The organism is Clostridium paraputrificum (assembly GCF_900447045.1).
Lineage (GTDB): Bacteria > Bacillota > Clostridia > Clostridiales > Clostridiaceae > Clostridium > Clostridium paraputrificum.
Genome location: NZ_UAWH01000014.1, coordinates 474,659 through 496,134, shown reverse-complemented (window position 1 = coordinate 496,134; position 21,476 = coordinate 474,659). Strand labels below are relative to the sequence as shown.

The 21,476-nt window shown below is 30.3% G+C and carries 20 protein-coding genes, 1 riboswitch and 1 other annotated feature; of the genes, 2 read left to right on the top strand and 18 right to left on the bottom strand.

Annotation, left to right across the window (positions count from 1 at the left end):
• Positions 1–43: 43 nt before the first annotated feature.
• Complete coding sequence (locus tag DR024_RS07320; protein WP_027099305.1) at positions 44–697, top strand: hypothetical protein; 654 nt, start codon at positions 44–46, stop codon at positions 695–697.
• Positions 698–715: 18 nt separating this feature from the next.
• On the opposite strand, the gene DR024_RS17665 is transcribed toward DR024_RS07320, so the two are convergent.
• From DR024_RS17665 to DR024_RS07275, 10 genes are all read right to left on the bottom strand, one after another.
• Positions 716–865 carry a hypothetical protein gene (locus tag DR024_RS17665; protein ID WP_165438814.1) on the bottom strand — a complete coding sequence of 50 codons (150 nt, stop codon included), beginning with the start codon at positions 863–865 and terminating at the stop codon, positions 716–718.
• A gap of 180 nt (positions 866–1,045) precedes the next feature.
• Complete coding sequence (locus DR024_RS07315; RefSeq protein ID WP_027099304.1) at positions 1,046–2,554, bottom strand: DUF1846 domain-containing protein; 1,509 nt, start codon at positions 2,552–2,554, stop codon at positions 1,046–1,048.
• Between the two features lie 282 nt (positions 2,555–2,836).
• Complete coding sequence (locus DR024_RS07310; RefSeq protein WP_111918426.1) at positions 2,837–4,198, bottom strand: MATE family efflux transporter; 1,362 nt, start codon at positions 4,196–4,198, stop codon at positions 2,837–2,839.
• 133 nt (positions 4,199–4,331) lie between these two features.
• The gene (locus DR024_RS07305; protein WP_027099302.1) at positions 4,332–4,703 is read right to left on the bottom strand and encodes an ACT domain-containing protein; all 372 of its coding nucleotides are present in this window, start codon (positions 4,701–4,703) and stop codon (positions 4,332–4,334) included.
• A 224-nt stretch (positions 4,704–4,927) separates the two neighbouring features.
• Positions 4,928–5,497 (bottom strand): xanthine phosphoribosyltransferase, encoded by a 570-nt coding sequence (locus DR024_RS07300; RefSeq protein ID WP_027099301.1) that lies wholly within the window; start codon positions 5,495–5,497, stop codon positions 4,928–4,930.
• Entirely contained in the window at positions 5,481–6,830 is a 1,350-nt protein-coding gene (locus DR024_RS07295) for a uracil-xanthine permease family protein (protein WP_027099300.1), read from the bottom strand. The genes DR024_RS07300 and DR024_RS07295 overlap by 17 nt, the downstream gene beginning before the upstream one ends.
• 133 nt (positions 6,831–6,963) lie before the next feature.
• Positions 6,964–7,065, bottom strand: a riboswitch (purine riboswitch).
• Between the two features lie 181 nt (positions 7,066–7,246).
• Positions 7,247–8,527 carry a PTS sugar transporter subunit IIC gene (locus DR024_RS07290; protein WP_034866939.1) on the bottom strand — a complete coding sequence of 427 codons (1,281 nt, stop codon included), beginning with the start codon at positions 8,525–8,527 and terminating at the stop codon, positions 7,247–7,249.
• 108 nt (positions 8,528–8,635) lie between these two features.
• The gene (locus DR024_RS07285) at positions 8,636–9,373 is read right to left on the bottom strand and encodes an ABC transporter permease (RefSeq protein WP_027099298.1); all 738 of its coding nucleotides are present in this window, start codon (positions 9,371–9,373) and stop codon (positions 8,636–8,638) included.
• Positions 9,366–10,064, bottom strand: a complete 699-nt coding sequence (locus DR024_RS07280) for an ABC transporter ATP-binding protein (RefSeq protein WP_027099297.1) — start codon at positions 10,062–10,064, stop codon at positions 9,366–9,368. Before DR024_RS07280 ends, DR024_RS07285 begins: the two co-directional genes overlap by 8 nt.
• A 1-nt stretch (position 10,065) precedes the next feature.
• Positions 10,066–10,995: an ABC transporter substrate-binding protein gene (locus DR024_RS07275; RefSeq protein WP_027099296.1), complete on the bottom strand. Its 930-nt coding sequence runs from the start codon at positions 10,993–10,995 to the stop codon at positions 10,066–10,068.
• Between the two features lie 151 nt (positions 10,996–11,146).
• Here DR024_RS07275 and DR024_RS07270 point away from each other — a divergent pair, with 151 nt between their 5' ends.
• Positions 11,147–12,061, top strand: coding sequence for a prenyltransferase (locus DR024_RS07270; RefSeq protein ID WP_034866936.1), 915 nt, complete (start codon positions 11,147–11,149; stop codon positions 12,059–12,061).
• A 296-nt stretch (positions 12,062–12,357) separates the two neighbouring features.
• Here the strand turns inward: DR024_RS07270 and DR024_RS07265 are convergent, their stop codons facing one another.
• From DR024_RS07265 to baiCD, 8 genes are all read right to left on the bottom strand, one after another.
• Positions 12,358–13,527 carry an aminotransferase class I/II-fold pyridoxal phosphate-dependent enzyme gene (locus DR024_RS07265; protein ID WP_027099294.1) on the bottom strand — a complete coding sequence of 390 codons (1,170 nt, stop codon included), beginning with the start codon at positions 13,525–13,527 and terminating at the stop codon, positions 12,358–12,360.
• Entirely contained in the window at positions 13,524–14,006 is a 483-nt protein-coding gene (locus tag DR024_RS07260) for an Lrp/AsnC family transcriptional regulator (RefSeq protein WP_055185099.1), read from the bottom strand. The genes DR024_RS07265 and DR024_RS07260 overlap by 4 nt, the downstream gene beginning before the upstream one ends.
• 49 nt (positions 14,007–14,055) lie before the next feature.
• Positions 14,056–14,304, bottom strand: a binding site (T-box leader).
• Positions 14,305–14,628: 324 nt separating this feature from the next.
• Complete coding sequence (locus DR024_RS07255; RefSeq protein ID WP_027099293.1) at positions 14,629–15,813, bottom strand: pyridoxal phosphate-dependent aminotransferase; 1,185 nt, start codon at positions 15,811–15,813, stop codon at positions 14,629–14,631.
• 20 nt (positions 15,814–15,833) lie between these two features.
• Entirely contained in the window at positions 15,834–16,649 is an 816-nt protein-coding gene (locus DR024_RS07250; RefSeq protein WP_027099292.1) for a TrmB family transcriptional regulator, read from the bottom strand.
• A 13-nt stretch (positions 16,650–16,662) separates the two neighbouring features.
• Positions 16,663–16,968 carry an AzlD domain-containing protein gene (locus tag DR024_RS07245; protein WP_027099291.1) on the bottom strand — a complete coding sequence of 102 codons (306 nt, stop codon included), beginning with the start codon at positions 16,966–16,968 and terminating at the stop codon, positions 16,663–16,665.
• A complete protein-coding gene (locus DR024_RS07240) occupies positions 16,961–17,683 on the bottom strand; it encodes an AzlC family ABC transporter permease (protein ID WP_034866934.1) in 723 nt (240 codons plus the stop codon). Before DR024_RS07240 ends, DR024_RS07245 begins: the two co-directional genes overlap by 8 nt.
• A gap of 425 nt (positions 17,684–18,108) precedes the next feature.
• Complete coding sequence (locus DR024_RS07235) at positions 18,109–19,248, bottom strand: class I SAM-dependent methyltransferase (protein ID WP_111918424.1); 1,140 nt, start codon at positions 19,246–19,248, stop codon at positions 18,109–18,111.
• Between the two features lie 147 nt (positions 19,249–19,395).
• Entirely contained in the window at positions 19,396–21,333 is a 1,938-nt protein-coding gene (gene baiCD / locus DR024_RS07230) for a bile acid Fe-S flavoenzyme BaiCD (protein WP_049177842.1), read from the bottom strand.
• Positions 21,334–21,476: the final 143 nt, after the last annotated feature.

Genomic DNA, 21,476 nt, shown 5'->3' with positions numbered 1-21,476 from the left:
TTCTGTTAAAATCTAATTAACATATTTTATTTGGGAGAATTACATGAAAAAAGATTATAATAAATCAATTATTATTGAGCCTAAGAATAAAAGAAAATATTTTATTTTATTAATTCCTATTATTTTCATTTTAGTATTTATATTTTTTAAATCTAAACCATTTTATAATATTTCATTCCATGATTGGAACATAAACTATCTTAATTATGTATCTGAAAATACTAATAATAAAAATATAGAAACAAAATATTATAATTATAAAATTAAAAACAAAAATATAGTTGAAGCTTCACAAGAAGATAGAGATATAGTTTTAGTAATATCTAAAGAGATGGTGAGCCAAGAAAAATATAATATATTTTTCTCCTACCTTTGGATTCATAATCCTATAAAATTTGATAAATATCAAATTTCATTGAATAATTCTAAAGCTGTAGATACCTCTAATATTAAAAGAAAAATAATAAATAATTCTAACTTAAAGATAATAGCAGAATGTAATTCCGCATTTTCAATAGCACCTGGAACAGATGAATTATTTTTTTCTTACTTCACTAAAGAAAATTATACTAATGGTCCCTATACCTCTGATATAATTTTCTTTCCAGTTACTAATATTAATGATTTAGTTTTAACTTATGAATTTAAATTAGAAGATAGAAAAAATACTTACAAAATTCAAATACCAGGTTTATAACCTGGTATTTTCTAATTATTAAATAGGTCCTGCTTTTTTATTTCCTGTCTTAGCTTTTCCTTGTATCTCTGGAACAACAGGATCTCCTTTACCGTATCTTTGTTTATGATTACTTTCTGTTCCATGAGGCTCATTAACGTCTGGTCTTCTCATACCTGCCTTAGCCATAATATCACTCTCCTCTATTATTCTTAACAACTTTACTCAATGATATTATTTGTAATACAGGCCCTCTTCTATTCACAATATTTAATTCCAAAATATATAAACATATAAATATATAAATATATAAATATAAAAATTTATATTTATGTATTTATAATAATAGAAGCTGCCATTGGCAGCTTCTTAGTTATTATCAAATAAATTTGCACTTGGATATTCAGCATCACATGTAACATCTATACCTAACTTACCAAATGTTTGGTCATCACTTCTTGAAAGTATTGTTGTAGAGTGAGCTTGACACCCTCTTAATTCACTAAGCTTACTCATTGCAACTTGTGCTGTAGGATTTGTTGCTGCTGATATACTTAACGCCATAAGTACCTCTTGGCAACTTAACGCAACATTTCTTTCCTTCAAAGTATTTCCCTTTAAATTTTTAATAGGCTCTAATATAACTGGTGAAATTAAGAATATATCATCAGCAATCTTAGCTAAATGTTTAATAGCATTTATAGTTGCTGCTGCTGCTGCATCCATCAATGATGAACTCTTACCTGTTACTATAGTTCCATCGTGTAATTCTAAAGCTACTGCTGGGCAAATCTCATTTTCTCCAGCCATAAGCTTCAATTTAGCTGACTTTTCTCTTGCAGGAACAACAACTCTTCTATCAGTTTCCTTAAGATTAACTTCTTCCATTATAAGTTTAGCTCTATCGTAAGTTTCCTTATCAACATAACCTTTCTTATATTCACAGCCAGTTTTAAAGTATCTGCTTATAATTTCTTGATTTGAAGCTTCTTTAACTACTTCATCATCAATAATACCAAATCCAACTCTATTAACACCCATATCTGTTGGTGATTTATAAATCGACTCTTTACCTGTTATCTTTTCAATTATTCTCTTTAATACTGGGAATGTTTCTATATCTCTATTATAGTTAACAGCTACTTCACCATATGCATCCATGTGGAATGAATCAATCATATTTACGTCTTTTAAATCAACTGTAGCAGCTTCATATGCTATATTTAAAGGATGTTTTAAAGGAACATTCCATACTGGGAATGTTTCAAATTTAGAGTATCCTGCTGTATTGCCTCTTTTAAACTCGTGATATAGCTGACTTAAACATGTAGCAAGTTTTCCACTTCCTGGTCCTGGTGCTGTTACTACAACTATTGGTTTTGTAGTTTCAATATATGGATTCTTACCATATCCTTCATCACTTACTATAGTATCTACATCTGTTGGATACCCTTTAGTTGCTCTATGTTTATAAACCTTAATTCCTCTTCTTTCAAGCTTGTTTATAAATACTGTAGTTGCAGGTTGGTCATTAAATCTAGTAATAACAACACTATTTACATCTAAATCATATGCTCTTAAGTCATCAATAAGTCTAAGAACATCCATGTCATATGTTATACCAAAGTCCCCTCTTATCTTATTTCTTTCAATATCTCCAGCATATACACATATTACAACTTCAACTTTTTCTCTTAATTTATGTAATAACTTTATTTTTGCATTTTCATCAAAGCCTGGTAAAACTCTTGCAGCATGTTTATCAAACATAAGTTTTCCACCAAACTCTAAATAAAGCTTATCATAATTATTAACTCTCTCTAAAATATACTTTGATTGTTCTTCTAAATATTTTACATGATCAAATCCTATTTTCATACCTTACCTCACTAAAATAATTTTTTCTCAGAAATCACATTTTCATATTATTGCATAAAGTAATTACAGTGTAAATTTTACTTGAATACAATCTGAGTTTATTAGTGTTAATTCTACTCTTTTCTTTAATTATTACATTATTATACATACCTACTTAAACATTGCAATTAAACTTTATTAATGATATTATGTTATACGTATCACCCCTTTTTTAAGGATAGCAAAAAGAGCAGGAAATATATTTCTCTGCTCTTTTTTTATTAAATATTTTTTATAAATTTCTTATTCTGTTTTATCAACGTCTTTAAATTTCTTTTTATAAAATACCATAAAACAAGTAACTGTAGTTAATGTTGCTATTATATCCGCTATAGGTTCCGCAACAAGTACTCCCATTAACTTATCTTGGAATAAGTTTGGTAGTATATATATTAAAGGAACTAATAAAACTACCTTTCTTAATAAAGCTAAGAATAAAGATATCTTTGCTTGCCCTAAGGCTAAGAATGTTTGTTGACAAGCTATTTGTGCACCAAATACAAATATTCCCAAGAAATAAATTCTTATTGCCCATGTAGTAATTGCTACAAGCTCTGGCTCATTGTTAAATATAGATACAAAAAGGTTAGGGAATAACATTAATAATGAACACATAATTACTGTAAAACTTAAACAACTTATTAGTGTTAATTTAAAAGTTTTCTTAACCCTATCCATCTGCTTAGCTCCATAATTGTAACTTATTATTGGTTGAGCCCCTTGAGCTAACCCTTGAAGTGGCATAACAACTATTTGCATTATACTACTCATAATAGTCATTGCACCTACTGCAAGGTCTCCACCAAACATAGATAGCCTTGTATTTAACGATATAAGCACTAAACTTTCAGTTGATTGCATTATAAATGGAGATACTCCTAATGCCATAGTAGCTCCTACAACTTTTAAATCTGGAACCATGTACTTTTTTCTTATTTTTAATATACTTTGCTTTCCAAACAGGAACTTTAATACCCATAAAGCAGATACCATTTGCCCTGCAACGGTTGCTAATTCAGCCCCCTTAACTCCAAGATCAAATACAAATATGAATATAGGATCAAGAACAATATTTATTACTGCACCTATTACTACAGTCATCATACCAATTTTAGCAAATCCTTGTGTATTAATATATGAGTTCATACCTAAAGCAATTTGTACAAAAATTGTTCCAAGAACATAAATAGATAAGTAATCTAATGCATATCCTATAGTGGCTTCGCTTGCACCAAATGCCCATAAAATAGGTTCTTTAAATATAAGGAATCCTGTAGTCAATATAACTGCTATGATAAGAAGCATAGAAAAACTATTACTCATAATCTTTTCTGCTTCGTCATTATTTTTTTCTCCCATTTTTATAGCACAAAGTGGTGCTCCTCCCATCCCAATTAAAGCACTAAATGCTGAAATAAGCATAAGAATTGGAAATGCTACCCCTACACCTGCCATAGCTAATTCTCCATTATCCATTCTACCAATGAATATTCTATCTACAATGTTATATAGAACATTAACTAATTGGGCAACTATAGCTGGAGCAGCTAAGGATATTAGCAGCTTACCAATATTACCTTTTCCTAAATCATTTGTTTTCTTCATACATATCCCTCTTTTTCTGAATTTTAATTCATATAATATTATAGTTATTTTCTTAATTATTTACAATAATTATTATTTTAATTATCTATAAACATATCCTCAAAAATAAAAATCACATTTCTGTGATCTTCATTTAAATAATATTTATATTATTATCCGATAAAACTTTTATACTCTTTTCAAAGTTTTCTTCTTTTACTAGTATATAATCTGTATCAAATGTAGATACCACAAATATACTTATTTTTTCTTTAGCTAATATACCACTTATCTCTGATAGTATACCTATTAGTGAAAAATCTAAAGGTCCTTCTACTTTTAACACCCTCCACCCTTTTTCACTCTTTATCTCATTTGGAATATTCTTATCTATACATACAATACTAAGCTCATCCTCTGTTCTTGTAATAGAAATAAAATTCTTTGTGTCTACCCATAAAGGAACCATATCCTCAGATTCTAATCTGCATATAGCATATCTGTCCTTTAATACTTTAATATTCACCTATATTACCTCCCTATAAGATTTCCAAAATATTCACTTTTATTATATCTCTTAATTTATATTATGTACAACAAGATTATGGTAACAAAAGTAATTTACATATAATTGATAATATAGTTAGGTGATACACCTTGCCTCCTATTTATATTTATAATCTTGATTACAAAAAAGAAGCTCTATCAATTAGCAGAGCTTCTATCTTATATTTATTATCTTTTTCTACCCTATAAGAATTCTATTAAGTCTTTTCCTAATTTCTTGATTCTAGCTAAAGAATACACATCATACCCTTTATCATCAAGCATTTTTCTTCCTGGTTGGAAAGACTTTTCTATTACAATACCAATTCCACCAACTTTAGCTCCCGCTTCCTCTACTAATCTTATAGCCCCTAAAGCTGCCTCACCATTAGCCAAAAAATCATCTATTATAAGGACATTATCATTTTCACTTATGTACTTCTTTGAAAGAGTTAACTCATAGTCACTCCCCTTTGTAAATGAATGTACTGTTGTTTGATAAACTTCTCCATTTAATATTTTAGATGTTTGTTTTTTTAGGGTTACCATTGGTAAATTCATTTGCAATGCAGTCATAACTGCTGGTGCAATTCCAGAGCTTTCAATAGTAAATATCTTTGTAATTCCTTTGCTATTAAAATATTCTCTAAAGCATGTACCTATTTCGTACATTAATTTAGCGTCAACTCCATGATTTAAAAATGAATCAACCTTTAGTACACTTTCATTTAAAGCTCTACCTTCTGATAAAATCTTATTATGCAACTTCTCCATCTTCTATATTCTCCTCTATAACTTTTTTATCCTCTTTTAATACCTTATTTAAAACAAGTGCTACTATTGTTCCAGTAGATATTCCTGATGCAAATATCATTCTTAATCCTTCTGGTAAATTAGCTATAAAATCAGGACGGAATGTTACACCCAATCCTAATCCAATTGATGTAGCAATAATTAATAAATTTCTATTATTTATTTCAACTGTGCTTAATGTTCTTATACCAGCAGCTGCTATTGTACCAAACATTACTATACCAACTCCCCCTAATACAGGTTGAGGCATAATATTAATTAATGCTGCAAATTTAGGGAAGAATCCTAAGCCTACTAATAGTATACCAGCCATTATTGCCACCGAGCGACTAGCATTTCTTGTAAGAGGTATAAGCCCTACATTTTGACTGAATGTTGTATTAGGGAAAGTACCTAATACACCTGCCATAGCACTTCCAATACCATCAGATAAAACTCCTCTACCAATTATCTTATCATCCGCTTTAATCTTTGATACTTGACATATAGTTGCTAAACATCCTACTGTTTCAATAGTTGTTACTATATAAGCTGGTATAAATGCAATAACATTTTTAAAGTCAAAGTTTACTCCATATTCAAATATGTTAGGAAGTGCAAACCACTTTGCTTCATTTACTAAAGAAAAATCAACCATGCCAAATGGAATACAAATAATATATCCAACAACCATACCAATAAGAACCGAAGCTGTACTTACCATTCCTTTTCCATATCTATTTAAAAGTAATGTTATTACTAAAACTGTCATTGCTATTACAACATTTCTTAAACTACCATAATCTGCAGCTCCTACTCCTCCTGCAGCCCAATCCATAGATACTGGTATTAAAGTTAAACCAATTAAACATACAACTGTTCCTGTAACTAATGGTGGAAAAAGCTTCATTAAAGGTTTAATAAAAAAGCTTAGTACTACTTCTACAATTGATCCTAAAATAGTTGCACCAATTATTCCTGGTAATCCAGCCACCGAACCCACTGTAATTGCTGGAGAAACAAATGTAAAATCTGTACCCATTATACATGGAACTCTCGCTCCTATTCTTCCTATACCTTTTGATTGAATTATTGTTGCTATACCAGATGCTAATATTGTTGCACTTAAAACAGCTGTAGATGTTGCTCCATCAAGTCCTAAAGCACTTGAAATCACAAGTGGTACTGCTATTATTCCTCCAAAAGCTGCAAATATATTTTGAAACCCTAATAAGATTTGAGTAGCTAACTTTGGCTTATCATTTATTCCATATAATAGTTCATCGCTACCAACTGCTTGTCTGTTTTTTTCCATTATGTTTTATCTCCCATCTAAATGTATTTTTATCAATAGCTCGTTTATACGTATTAGTGGAAGATTAATAAAAAATAATAAGCACCTCAAATTAATTACAATTTGAGGTGTAGAAATTCCAGTTAAATATTTTTCTTAACCAATCTCACCCCGTAGTCTGCTAATTTACGGTTAGCAGGTAGAAACTTTCGGACCCTATTTCCGATGATATACGAGCATATTTATTATATGCGAACATTATAGCATAAAAATATTCACTTTATACACATTTAGATTTTTTTTGACAAATACTTAAAATTTAAATGTTTTCATACGATACTTTAAAATTTAAGTTAGATAATTTAAAAATAATGTTAATGGTATACTAAAAGTAAGGAACTATATCAAATTATGATATAGTTCCTAATATAGATATTTTAATATTCATCCTTCATCTTATTTGCAGCGATTACGAACGGCATATATAAAATAACTGATAATACAATTAATAATATTGCAAGCACAGCTGCTTTCCAGTCTCCACCTGTAGCTAAGAATGCTGAAATTACTGGTGGTGTAGTCCATGGAACCATAACTACTGTCTTAGCTATAATTCCTGCTGATGTTGCTAGATAAGCAATAACTAAACATATAACTGGTACTATTACTAATGGTAATGTGTAAATTGGATTTAATACAACTGGTAATCCAAACATTAATGGTTCATTAATATTGAAGCAAGCAGGAGCAAAAGCTAACTTAGATATTGCTCTATCAGATTCTTTCCTACTAAATATTAATAAAGCTATTACTAACCCTATTGTCATTCCAACTCCACCCATATTTACAAATACATCTAAGAATGGTTTAGTAACTATGTTTGGTATAACTTGATTAGCTTCTAAAGCCTTTATATTTTCATCAATAGCAGTAAGTAATGTAGGTTCTGTAATTGGGCTTAATACGAAAGCTCCATGTAACCCAAAGCTCCATAACAAGCCTTGAAGTATAACAACAATTATTATACCCGGTAGTCCTTGGAATACTGCTTTAATTGGTGTTTGAATAACATTAGTTATAATTTCATATACATCAATACCTGTAAACTTTATAGTTAAAAACGAAATTAATCCAAATATAGTTAGTGTAAATGTAGCTGGAATTAGTAAATTAAAGCTCTTAGATACTGTTGGTGGTACTGAATCTGGCATACTTATCTTTAAAGCATTAGATTTTTGGAATAATCTTAAAAGCTCAGTTGATAATATTGAAGCTATAATTGCAACAAATAATCCTGTTGGAGATGTAAATGTACTTGAGAAAGCTCCTACAGTTTCTCCACCTACTGTTATAGCTCCTGGCATTAATGCCACAGTTGATGCAACACCTACAAATCCTGTTCCTATTCCATCCATATCATAATGGTTAGCAAGCTTGTAAGCAACTCCAAATGCTAAAAATATTGATAAAAATCCTAAAGTTCCATTATAAACACTTACTCCTATATCCTTATAAGTATCAAAGTTTCCTAAGTTACCTAATAAACCATTTGTTGAATCTAAAACTACATTGTTAATTAAAACAAAAAATGAAGCTATAATTACAAGTGGCATTACAGTTATAAAACCATCCCTAATAGCAGCTAGATATCTATTTGACGAAAATTTGTTTGCTATAGGTCCTAGTATTTCTGCTAGTTTTTCTGAAAATTGTCTCATTAGTGCGTCCTCCTAGTTCGTTTAATAGTGCAAAAGTAAATAATTATTCAACCCTGTTTTTAACTTTTATATGATAACTTCTCTCACTTTTTATGTCAATGTCAATTTCTAGCTATTCCAAAGGCATATTTTCTTCTCTAAATAATCAATAATTTTAAATATTATTAAAGACATAATGCTTAATGCCAAAACTCCTGCAAACATTCCCTTGTAATCAACCATAGACCAAGAATTCATTATAAAATATCCTAACCCATATCTAGTTGCATAATTTTCACTAAAAAATAATGCAGAAATAGCTATTCCAATACTAACTCTTAAAGCTGAAAAAACCTTTGGCAATATTGCTGGTAAAATAACCTTAATAATCATATCTATCCAATTAAAATGCATTACCTTTGCCGATATTAATATATCCTTATCTATTTCTTTTACTCCATCTTTTGTTACAATTATTATTTGAAATATTATTATGGTAATCATAAGAATAATTTTTGATTTATCCCCTATTCCAAACACCACCATAAAAATAGGAAGAAATGCTATTTTAGGTATGGGATAAAGTAAATAAGTAATAGGCGACACTATTTTATCTATATATTTATTTACACCTAACAGAATTCCTACTGGTATTCCTATAAGTAAGGACATTGTTACGGAAGATATTATTCTATAAAAACTGTATATTATATGAAATAAAAAATCCTGTTGAAACAATTCAACAAGCTCTTTAAGGGTATCATATGGTGTTGGAACCATATTGGAACCTATTGCAAAACTTAATCCCCACCATAATATAAGAACCATAGCTATACCATATAAAGGTGGTATAATCTTTTTAATCATATAATTCCTCCCTCACCTTACTGCATACTTCTATATACTCTTTTTTACATCTTATATCTTTATCCCCAAAATACCTATTAGAAATTATTCTATGAATTTTTCCTTTTTTCATAACAACAATTTCTTCCCCTAAAAATACTGCTTCTTCAATACTATGAGTAACTAATACCATTGTACTGTTCCTAGTTTTCTTTATATCTAAAAGTAAATCTTGTATCTTTTCCTTATTTATAGAATCCAATGCAGATGTTGCTTCATCTAAAAGCAAAATTTCAGGGTTACTTATAAGAGTTCTTCCTATTGCAACTCTCTGTTTCTGTCCACCACTTAATTCTTTTGGATATTTATTTTTATATTGATATAACCCCAATTCCTTAAGAATTCTATTAACTAACTCTTTCTTTTCTTCCTTGGCCAGCTTTATATTATTTAAGCCAAGCTCTATATTTTTTTCTACTGTAAACCAATTAAAAAGACCTAAATTTTGAAGTATTAAAGATGTGTTTCCCCCTATTTCTAATTTTCCCTCATAATTAGAAATAAGCCCTGCCATAGTAAATAGCAGGGTTGTTTTTCCACATCCTGATTCTCCTATAATGGCATAAGACTTTCCTTTTTCAATAGATAAATTAATCCTATCTATTGCTACTTCTTCTTTATACCTTACTGTTAAATCAGTTATATTAATCATTCTATTTTACAAACTTTCCTTCTAATAAAGCTTCTGGTTTTACAGTTAAATCTTTATTTAAAGTCTTTGATGTCCAATCAATAATACTTTGTAAGTATTCATCACTTGGAATAGCTGCTTTCTTGTATGTTGGTAATACCATAATATCCTTAACTTCTGGATTAGTATTTGGTATTTTTTCTACAAGAATATCTCTTGCTATTTGAGGGTTTTTATTTATCTCATCAACGGCCTTATTATAAGCTTCATGGAAAGCCTTTATTGCCTTTTCTTTTTCAGCTATTGCTTTTCCTGTAAACACTAAACAATCTGGCGAAAACTCATCATCCATACCATATAAATTTTTCTTTAATCCTTTTAATTCTCCATTTGAAGCAACTGGCTCTGGGAATAACCCCATATCTAACTCACCGCTTTGTATAGCTGCAAGTCTTGCTGGTATTTCATTTATAAATACTTTTTCTATGTTATAGTCCTTACTAAGCCACTTATCTATAAGATAGTTTGATACGCTTACTTCCATCATTCCAACCTTAATATCCTTTTTACCAGATACATCTCCCTTAGAAAGAACAGGGAACATACCATCTGTCATAGTAGTAGCTTTTATATCAAAGCCGCCATCAACATTTGTAGCAACCGCAATAAAATCTGTCATAGCACCATCTATTTGATAGCTTTGAAGTGCACTTTGTCTGTTTTGAGCATTAGAATAAATTTCTATTTCCACATTAATTCCAGCATCCTTAAAGTATCCATTTTTCTCTGCTATTAATATTGGTGCAGTATCCACTGCTGGCATTAATCCTATTTTTAAGGTTCTATTTTCTTCACTTTCTTTTGATAGATCATCCTTGCTTGTACACCCTATAACAGTTAAGGAAAATACTGTTATAATAAGCAACACTATCCATCTCTTTAAGTTTTTCATTTGTTAATCCTCCTACAAACTTTTTTAATCCATTTACCATTATATTTAAGTATATTTAATAATTCAAGGAATTTAAAACATTTACTCTTTAAATTTGACAAATTATATGCAATAATATACTAGTTATTTTAAAGAGATAGGATGAATCATTATGAAAAATTTAACGAAAGATTACTTGAAGAAATTCACAAAAGATAGTTGGATAGCATTTAGACCATTATCATTAACTTTAGCTGTTGGTTCTACAACCCTTGGAATAATAGCAGCATATTTGGATGGTTCTATGAAAAATTATTCTTTAGGCTATAATATTTTCCTTATTACTATAATTACTATAGCCGGAATACTTGCTCAAGGTGGAGCTAATCTTGTTAATGATTATTTTGAAGGTGACTTTAGATATTACAGACCTTCAGGAAGAAAGAGAAATTTTTTAGGTGTAGAAAGAACTTACTTCGATATTTATGTATTCTTACTTGCTATGGCATGTTTTGCTGGTGCAGCATTAATTGGACTAGTTCTTATATATCTTACAGATATAAGAATGCTTTGGATTGGACTTGTTGGAATAATAGGAGCTTATGCCTATACAGGAGAACCTTTTGTATATAAAACTAAGGGATTAGGAGTACCCCTTTCATTTATATTAATGGGGCCACTAATGGTTCTTGGTGCATATTTCCCATTTAGTCAAAACTTAAATGTATATCCTATACTAATAGCTTTACCAGCATCATTAATAATACCAGCATTAATGATTAGTAATGAAATGAGAGACTTCCAAAGGGATACTAAACTAAGCCTAGGAACATTAAGCGTTAGACTTGGAAGCAGATTTAGTTCAATTTTGTATAGGTCGCTTATTTATGGAGTTTATGTATTATCCCTATTATTTGTTTTTAATGGATTATACCCTTTATCTACACTAGTTGTATTTATAACTCTCCCTCTTGCTGTTAAAGCACTTAGAGCTGTTACTACATTCCAAAAACTTGGAATTCCATATACAAACAACCTACATTGGACATTTACATTAATCCTAATAGTTTCTTTACTACTAGGATAATTTAAAGGAGCTTTTTTCAAAGCTCCTTTTTTCTATATAATTAAAGTAGTATGCAAAAAATAGACACTATTTATGATAAAAATTAAGGCTATCATAATTGAAAAAATACCATATAATAAAATTAGCTAAATTAATTCATAAATTAAACCTTATTTAAGACAAGTTCCCCCCAGGGTCTTGTCTCTTTTTTTAGTTACACCACAGATTCCAAAATTTATTTTTGTCGTTCTACAACGGCACTATAATTTAAAAAAGGCTATATTAAAATAAATCTTACTTTAATATAGCCTTTGTCTTTATTTTTTTTGTTTCTCTAAAAATCTTTCTATTCTCTTTAATGCTTCAATAATATTATCCATAGAGGAAGCATAGCATGTCCTAATAAATCCTTCACCACAATCTCCAAATGCATTACCTGGAACTGCTAATACTTTTTCACTCATAAGTAGTTTTTCACAGAACTCATCAGAAGTCATACCTGTAGATTTAATACAAGGGAACATATAGAACGCTCCATGTGGCTCAAAACATTCTAATCCAAGCTTCCTAAATCCATCTAATAGCACTCTTCTTCTCCTATTATATTCCCTCACCATCTTTCCTACACTCTCATCACCATTTTTTAAAGCTTCAATTGCTGCATATTGTGCAGTAGTAGGTGAACACATCAATGCATATTGATGAATTTTCTTCATTGCATCAATTAGAACAGGATGTCCACACGCATAACCTAATCTCCATCCAGTCATTGCATATGCCTTAGAGAATCCACTTATAAGTATAGTTTTTTCTCTAACTTCTGGAAAACTTGCTATAGACACATGGTTTTCACCATAAGTTAACTCTGCATAAATTTCATCTGAAAGAATTATTATATCCTTATCCTTTAAAACATCAACTATAGGTCTCAAATCCTCTCTAGTCATTACTGCTCCTGTAGGATTATTAGGAAATGGAATTATAACAACCTTGGTTTTATCTGTTATTGCTTCTTCAAGCTCTTCAGCTGTAAGTTTAAAGTTATTTTCTGCCTTCAGATTTATAACCTTAGAAGTAGCTCCTGTAAATGCAGTACACCCTTTATAAGCAACAAAACTTGGTTCTGGGACAATAACTTCATCTCCAGGTCCAACTAATGCTCTTAAAGCTATATCAATTCCTTCACTCCCCCCAACAGTTACTATGATTTCATTCTTAGGATCATAAGTTAAGTCAAATCTCCTATTTAAATAGTTTGCTATTTCTTCTCTTAACTCTATAAAACCTGCATTAGACGAATAATGAGTATGACCTTGTTCTAGAGAATATATCCCTGCTTCTCTTACATTCCAAGGTGTTACAAAATCAGGTTCTCCAACCCCCAATGAAATAACATCTTCCATCTCATTTATCAAATCAAAATATTTTCTAATCCCAGATGGTGGCATATTCTTCACGTCATCTTTAATCATATTTTCTAGTATCATACAAATATAGCCTCCCTATCTTGAATCTTCTTCTCTTTAAATATTGTTCCATGATCTTTATATTTCTTTAAAACAAAGTGTGTTGCAGTACCTGTAACAGCTTCTTGACATGCAAGTTTTTCTGATACAAATAGCGCTACCTCTTTCATTGTTTTTCCTTCTACTATTACTGTTAAGTCAAATCCTCCTGAAGACATTAAATAACACGCCTTAACTTGATCAAACTTATATATTCTTTCAGCAACTTTATCAAATCCAACATCTCTTTGAGGTGTTATCTTTACTTCAATAAGCGCTGTTACTGTTTCTTTTCCTGTATTTTCCCAGTTTATAAGAGTTGTATATCCAGCTATTATACTTTTTTCTTCATAATCCCTAATGGCTTCTCTAACCTCTTCTACTTTTTTTCCAGCCATCAATGCTATTTGTTCATCAGTATATCTACTATTTTGTTCTAATATCTCTAAAATTTCCTCCACTACTTATACCTCCTATAATTTTTTTTAATAAAAAAAGCTCCAATCCCAAATAAGGGACGAAGCTAAAATTCGCGGTACCACCCTAATAAGTAAAATATTTTTACTCACTCAGTAAGGATAATTTCTTATCCTCTCCTTTATAACGTAAGGGACACGTCTGTATCTACATTAAGATTTAATCTTAGTTCTCAATACGCGATTCAAAGGCTGCTTTCTATAAACTAATCTACTAGGTTCCACCTCCCCCTAGCTCTCTAAAAGACTTAATTTATATACTCTTCCTCATCACTATCTTTATCCTATAATTTTATTATACTAATTATCTAATATATGGAGAATTTAGTCAAGTAAATTTGTTTAATAATAAACTTGTAACATTGGTTTATTAAATTCTTGCTTTAGTTTATCCTCTGTTACTCCCTCAATCTTAAAAACCGAGATATTTTCATCCAGAAAATTATTACTTATTTCTTCAACCATGTAAAAATTATCACTTATTATATTCTCCTCTTTTCTTCTATATTAATTATTTCCTTTTTCACTTTACGGGTGTTATATAAAAAAAGAAACTGCGAAAGCAGTTTCCTCACAAATTATCCATCATTCATTAAATTATTATTCATCAAGCAAACTGCTTCGCCAGTTTACTAAAGGCCTCCAAAGATTTTTCAATCTTATCATATCCAATACAGTAAGAAAGCCTAAAATATCCTTGGCATCCAAAGGATGACCCTGGAACTATAAGCAAATTAAACTTCTTAGCTTCTTCAGCAAATTTCTTATCATCTTGTATTAATGCTTTAGGGAATAAATAAAATGCCCCTTCTGGCTTAATGCACTCAAAGCCTAAACTTACCAAATGATTGTATAATAAATCTCTGTTCTTCTTATATATATTAACATCTACTTCTGCACCTAATGTTTTTCCTATTACTCTTTGGAACAATGATGGTGCATTAACAAATCCAAGTATTCTATTTGCTACATTTAATGATGCAATTACATCATCAAAATCATCCATTTCACTATTTACTACAATATATCCTATTCTTTCACCAGGAAGAGATAGTGACTTACTATAAGAATATCCTATAAAAGAATTTTTATAATACTTTAGTATATAAGGCACCTCTACACCATCATATACAATTTCTTTATATGGCTCATCTGAAATAAGATAAATATTAATTCCAAGTTCCTTTTCCTTTTCTTCTAAAACCTTAGCCATCTTCTTTAAGGATTCATCTGAATAAACAACTCCTGTTGGATTATTTGGAGTATTTATTATTACAGCCTTAGTTTTAGAAGTTATAGCTTTTTCTAAGCCTTCAATATTAGGTTGAAATGTCTTAGTTTCAGCTGGTACCACAACAAGCTTTCCATCAAAATTAGCTACATAATTTCCATACTCCCCAAAGTATGGTGCAAGAACTACAACTTCATCATCTGGGTTTAATAAAGTTTTTAAGATAACATTTAGTCCACCTGCTGCACCACATGTCATTACTATATTCTTGTAAGATAAATTAAGGTTATTTTTAGTATTTATAAATTTAGCAATCTCTTCTCGTACATCTTCATAACCTGAATTGTTCATATATCCATGTACTAAATTTGGAGATTCTTCATTTAGGATTTCAAGAATTGCATCCTTAATTTCATTTGGTGGTTCTACATTTGGATTACCAATGCTATAATCAAAAACATTTTCTTCCCCATATATAGCTGATAATCTTTTTCCTTCTTCAAACATCGCCCTAATTACAGAACTATTTTTAACTAGTTCATTCATCTTTTTTGAAATCATTTTTTGCCCCCTTTTTATATTTAGATATCACTATATCCAAAATAATCTTTTCTAACTTCATTCATAAAGTTCTCATACCCATCTTGTTTTTTCTCATTAAGCTGATAGAAATATTCATTAACCATCAGATCATGACATATGTAATCTTCACTTACATCAATTAAACTTTCATCTTGAGTCCAAGTAACCCTACTATCTTCACCTCTTGAGATTACGCCATACAAAGCGTGTTCTCCATCAATAGTAACAGTCATATATCTTTCCTTTTTTTCTTGCAAATAGGTTTCTATATCTCTATGAGGAGTAAGTTCATTAAAAGTATTACTTGTTCCAAAGTATATCCCCTTAATAATCACTCCTCTTTCTTTTGCTTTAATTAACTCTTCTTCAATTTCTTTTACTTCCTCTTCCCATATTGAAAGAGCTATTCTCTTTTGAGCATGAGAAATCAATAAATTTAGCGCCTCAATAATCTTCTCTCTTCCCTCTAAAATAGTAAGAGTATTTTTTTGCTCCTTCTTGTTATAAATACTATTAACATATTTATCAACACTACTTAGAGTTTGAGTAAAGCTCTTTTCAAGTTTTGAAATTAAAAGCTTTGGTTCTAATGGATAATAAACTGTAGTCTTCTCATCACTTTGTTCAAATACCATTCCTTTACTCTTAAGCATATCTAAAACTTCATAAATTCTTGACCTTGGTATTCCTGACTCCTTGCTTAAACTATATCCATTTAGAGGATTTTTTTCCAAAAGACTCAAATAAGCCTTAACTTCATACTCACTTAGTCCTAAAGACTTCATTTCTTGAATTACTGATAAATTCTCTCCCATGTTCCCTCCTACGTTAAAACGCCACTAATACAATAAAAGTAGATAATATTGCTCCTATTACTGGTAATATTATACCACCTTTATACCATGAATATCCAATAGCAAATAAAATTCCTACTATTCCTGCTATTGGTTTATCTGGTGTAGCATTAAAAACTCCCGGTAAAATTAATGCACCAAGAGCTGTTGCCGGAATATATGACAAAAACTTATTAAACTTTTCTGGAAGTTCCTTTTGATTTCCCATTAAAAATGGAATAAGTCTTGGTAGATAAGTTACTATCATCATTCCAAGTATTAAAATAATAACTTTACTCATTAACTTGAACCTCCTCTTTCATAAATGCTCCTAAAGCTGATATTGATATTATTGAAATAATAACACTCCATCCTGCTGGTAAAAAAGAAACTGAAGATAATATTGTATTTAAAATTCCAGCTAAAATAGCTAGTCCTAATAATTTTCTACTCTTTTTTCCTTCTGGTATTAATATGCCTATAAACATAGCATATAAAGCTATTCCCATACTGTCTTGAACCACTGGCGGTAAAACTTCACCTAATAAAAATCCTCCAGCAGTAGCTAAAACCCATACTAAATATGTTGATCCTTCAAATCCTAACATAAACTTAGGCGTTAGTTCTTCCTTCTTAAAAGAAGCAATTGAAAAGATTTCATCAGTCATTGCAAAAGCCACAAGAGGTGTCCACTTTTGAAGTCTATCATTAACCTTTCTTGAAAGGGATGCACTCATTAGAAAGTGTCTAGAATTCACCAAAAATGTAGTTAATATAATTTGTAAAAGTCCTGCCCCTGCCATAAATAGATTTAATGCCATAAACTGGCTTGCACCCGCTGATACAAAGGCTGAAAACATTACTGTCTCACTAAATGTTATTCCTGCAGTTTTTCCTAAAATACCAAAGGCCATGGCTATTGGTATATATCCTATAATTAATGGAGCTGCCGCCCTTAACCCCTCTTTTATTCCTTCTTCTCGTTCTTCACGTAATACTAATTTTTCTGCTAACACTTTTTTACCCCTCCTAACTAGTAACTACCTTAGTAACCACTTACAAGTAGTTATTATAGTAGTCACTAATTAGAAAGTCAATGAAAACTCCTAGTGAATCTAGGAGTTTTCACACTATCACTCTCACTACTTTCTTTAAAGTACAAAAAGAACTATGGCAATAGAAAAAATTAATTTCCTATTGCCATAGCCCTATAATAATTTCTATTAGTTTCTTTTCCTTCCAAATAGCCCTTTTAAGGTTAATCCAACGCCTGCTGCTGTGGTTACAAACATTATTATTCCTTGAAACATAGTTATTCTATTAAAATGTATTCTTAATCCCATAATTATTCCAACTATTAATATTTACCATTATTACCCTCCCGTAATATGTATAACTTTACTGTATACATTTTCTATAATAATAGTAAATATTTATGATATTATTTTAAGTTTTTTAAGTCATTTTCCAACAACTTATATAATGTTGGACTAAAATTAAATTCTTTATTTAATCTATTGATCTCATCTAAAGCCTCTTTCTTCTTATCAAGAGATATTTTACTCTTAGATGCCCTAATTAATATATTTTTAGGAGAATGGGCTATATCAATAAACTCTAACAACTGTGTTTTGTATCCCATTGCTTCTAAAAGGTTTGCTCTAACAGAATCAGTCATAAGAGCTGCCATTCTTTCTTGAATTATTCCATATTTAGTTAATATAGAAAACTCATCTGATTTCATTTGTTTATTAAATTCATGTTGGCAACATGGAACAGAGAATATCATCTTACTATTCCATTTTATTGCATTATACAAAGCATAATCCGTTGCAGTATCACACGCATGTAATGTTATAACCATATCCACCTTATTGTTATACTTAAAACCATTTATATCTCCAAGTTCAAAATGTAAATTATCATACTTGTACCTTTTAGCTATATCATTACACTTCTTAATTACATCTTCCTTTAAATCTAATCCAATCATTTTTACATTGATTTTCTTTATTTCTACAAAGTAATAATAAAGTACAAAAGTTAAATAAGATTTTCCACATCCAAAGTCTAATATAGTAAGCTCTTTATAATCATTTTTCTTTATTTCATCATCTATTATCTCTACAAATCTATTTATTTGCTTATATTTATCATACTTAGAATTAACTACTTTTCCTTCTCTAGTAAATACCCCTAAGTCTATAAGAGGTTCAATTATCATACCTTCCTTTAAGATATAATTTTTCTCTCTGTTGTGACTTTTATTAGCTAGCTTTTCATTACTACTTTTCTTTTTGCCTAGAAATATCTTACCTTTTTTAGATATCTTCATATCAAATGTTGTGTCATTTGACCATGCAGAAACTTGCTTATATTTTCCTTCAATACACTCTAAAAGTTTTGAAGATATTTCATCAAACTTTATGTTTTCATGAAATACTTGTTTATCTGTGTATTGCTCTATTTGATAATACTTTTCTTTTTTATTTTCTTTTAGCAGAAAAGTAATCTTATTATATTTAACATCTTTATTAAGTTTATTGCTTATAACTATTTTAATTAATTCTTCTTTTATCATTTCTTCAATTGATTTTTTTTAATCTTCCATAACTACACACCTTATCCATGTATTTTCTAATAGCATATTATATCATATATAAAATAAAAAGAAACCCAAGCGCAAAACTTGGGTTTCTATACATCATAAAATTAACTACTAATTTTACTATATTTCTCTAGCTACATCTACTGCTTCTTTAATACAATTTAATGCTCTACGAGCTTTAACTGCATCTCCTATTGTATGGCAAGGTATATTATTCTTACCACAGTAAACTGATATTTCATCATAGTCACGGGCTCTTGAGCCTATTGAAACAACTACAGAATCACAAGGAATTTCTTCTAAAGCTCCTTCTTTATCAATAACAACTGCTTTATCTTTTATCTCTACACATTTAGCATTAGTTATAGTAGTTATTCCTTCTTTATATAAATTTTCCATTACGCATATTTTACGAAGTTGTCCTAAATCCTTAGCAACCTCATTTAACATTTCAACAACAGTAATCTTTCCAACTTTACCTGAAAGATATTCAGCCACCTCAAGACCTACCAATCCTCCACCTACTACTACAACATCTCCATCTACCTTAACCTTACCAGCTAATACATCATGAGAATTTGTAACATTAGCTAATTTTGAACCAGGTATATTTAATTCCATTGGAGAAGATCCTACTGCTACTATAACTTCATCTGGATTTACGTCTTTAATAACTTCAGGAGTTACCTTTGTAGAAAGCCTTATTTCAATTCCAGCCTTTTCACATACTTCTCCCATATGAATAGCTGCTAATTTCATTTCTTCTTTTCTTGGTGCGGCACCAGCTAGTACAAATTGTCCCCCTAAAGAATCACTTGCTTCACATACTACTGGAATATGTCCTCTTTCCTTTAAAGTAGTTGCTGCCTGTAAACCAGAAACTCCTCCCCCAATAATTAATACCTTTTTAGGTGCTTCAGTTTTTCTTAACTCATATTCCTTCTCTCTTCCTAAGGCTGGGTTTCTTAAACAAGTTATAAAAGGAACATCCTTATCAGAAAAGCCATCATAACACCCTTGGTTACAACCTACACAACGTATAATGCTATCTGCTTCCCCTCTCATAGCTTTATTACAGAACTCTGGATCTGCAAGTTGTGCTCTTCCCATTACAACCATGTCTGCTTTACAATCTTTAATTATTTCATCAGCTTGCCCTGGATCATTTATTCTTCCTACAGCAATTGTAACTAATCCTGTCTCATTCTTTATTCTTGTTGCATTATCAACATTAAAGCCTCTTGGTAAATCTACTGGTGGCACTTCATATTTAATAGCTGCACTTGAGAAATTTCCTCTTGAAACGTCAACTACATCAACTCCTGCATTTTTAGCTGATTTACAAAATTCAATTACCTCTTCAATAGTTAAACCATCTTCAACATAATCATCAAAGGCATCTATTCTCATGAATAGAGGCATATCTTCTGGAATATTATTACGTATGGCTTCTATACATTCTAGCAAAAATCTTGAACGATTTTCTAAAGATCCACCATACTCATCTGTTCTTTTATTAAATGCCTTACTTAAGAATGAGTGTGGAGTATAATTGTGTCCTGCATGAAATTCAATAGTATCAAATCCTGCTTCTACTGCTCGCTTTGCTGCTGTTCCAAAAGCTTCAACAGCTTCCTTAATTGTTTCTACGCTTGCTCCAGGTATTACATAATTAGGAGCTGCTTGAAAATCACTAGGTACTACAACCATTGCAGTTGGATCCCCAAATAGTACTGCTGATCCACCTAACCATAATTGTACTCCAGCTAATCCTCCAGCTTCATGAATTGCATCAACTAACTTCTTCATTCCTGGTATATACTTATCATCAGATATTGCCAGAAAATTCTTTGGCGATGATTTGCTATATACAGAGCAAACTTCTGTAAAGTTTAAGCCATTTCCACCTTTTGCTCTAGCTACATGGTAATCAATAAGTTGATCAGTTACATAGCTATCTCCATTAAGCATCTTCGTACCCATAGCAGGGAAAACTACCCTATTTTTAATTTCTAACCCTCTTACCTTTATAGGGCTAAATACATGATTGTAATACATAATATACCTCCTAAAATTTATATAGTTAACTAATTAACAATCTTTCCTTAATGCAATTATATTTCATTCCGGAAATTTAATCAATACGTTTTAAACATTTTGTTTTAATTTTATACTTTCTTAGACAGCAAATAAGCCAGGAA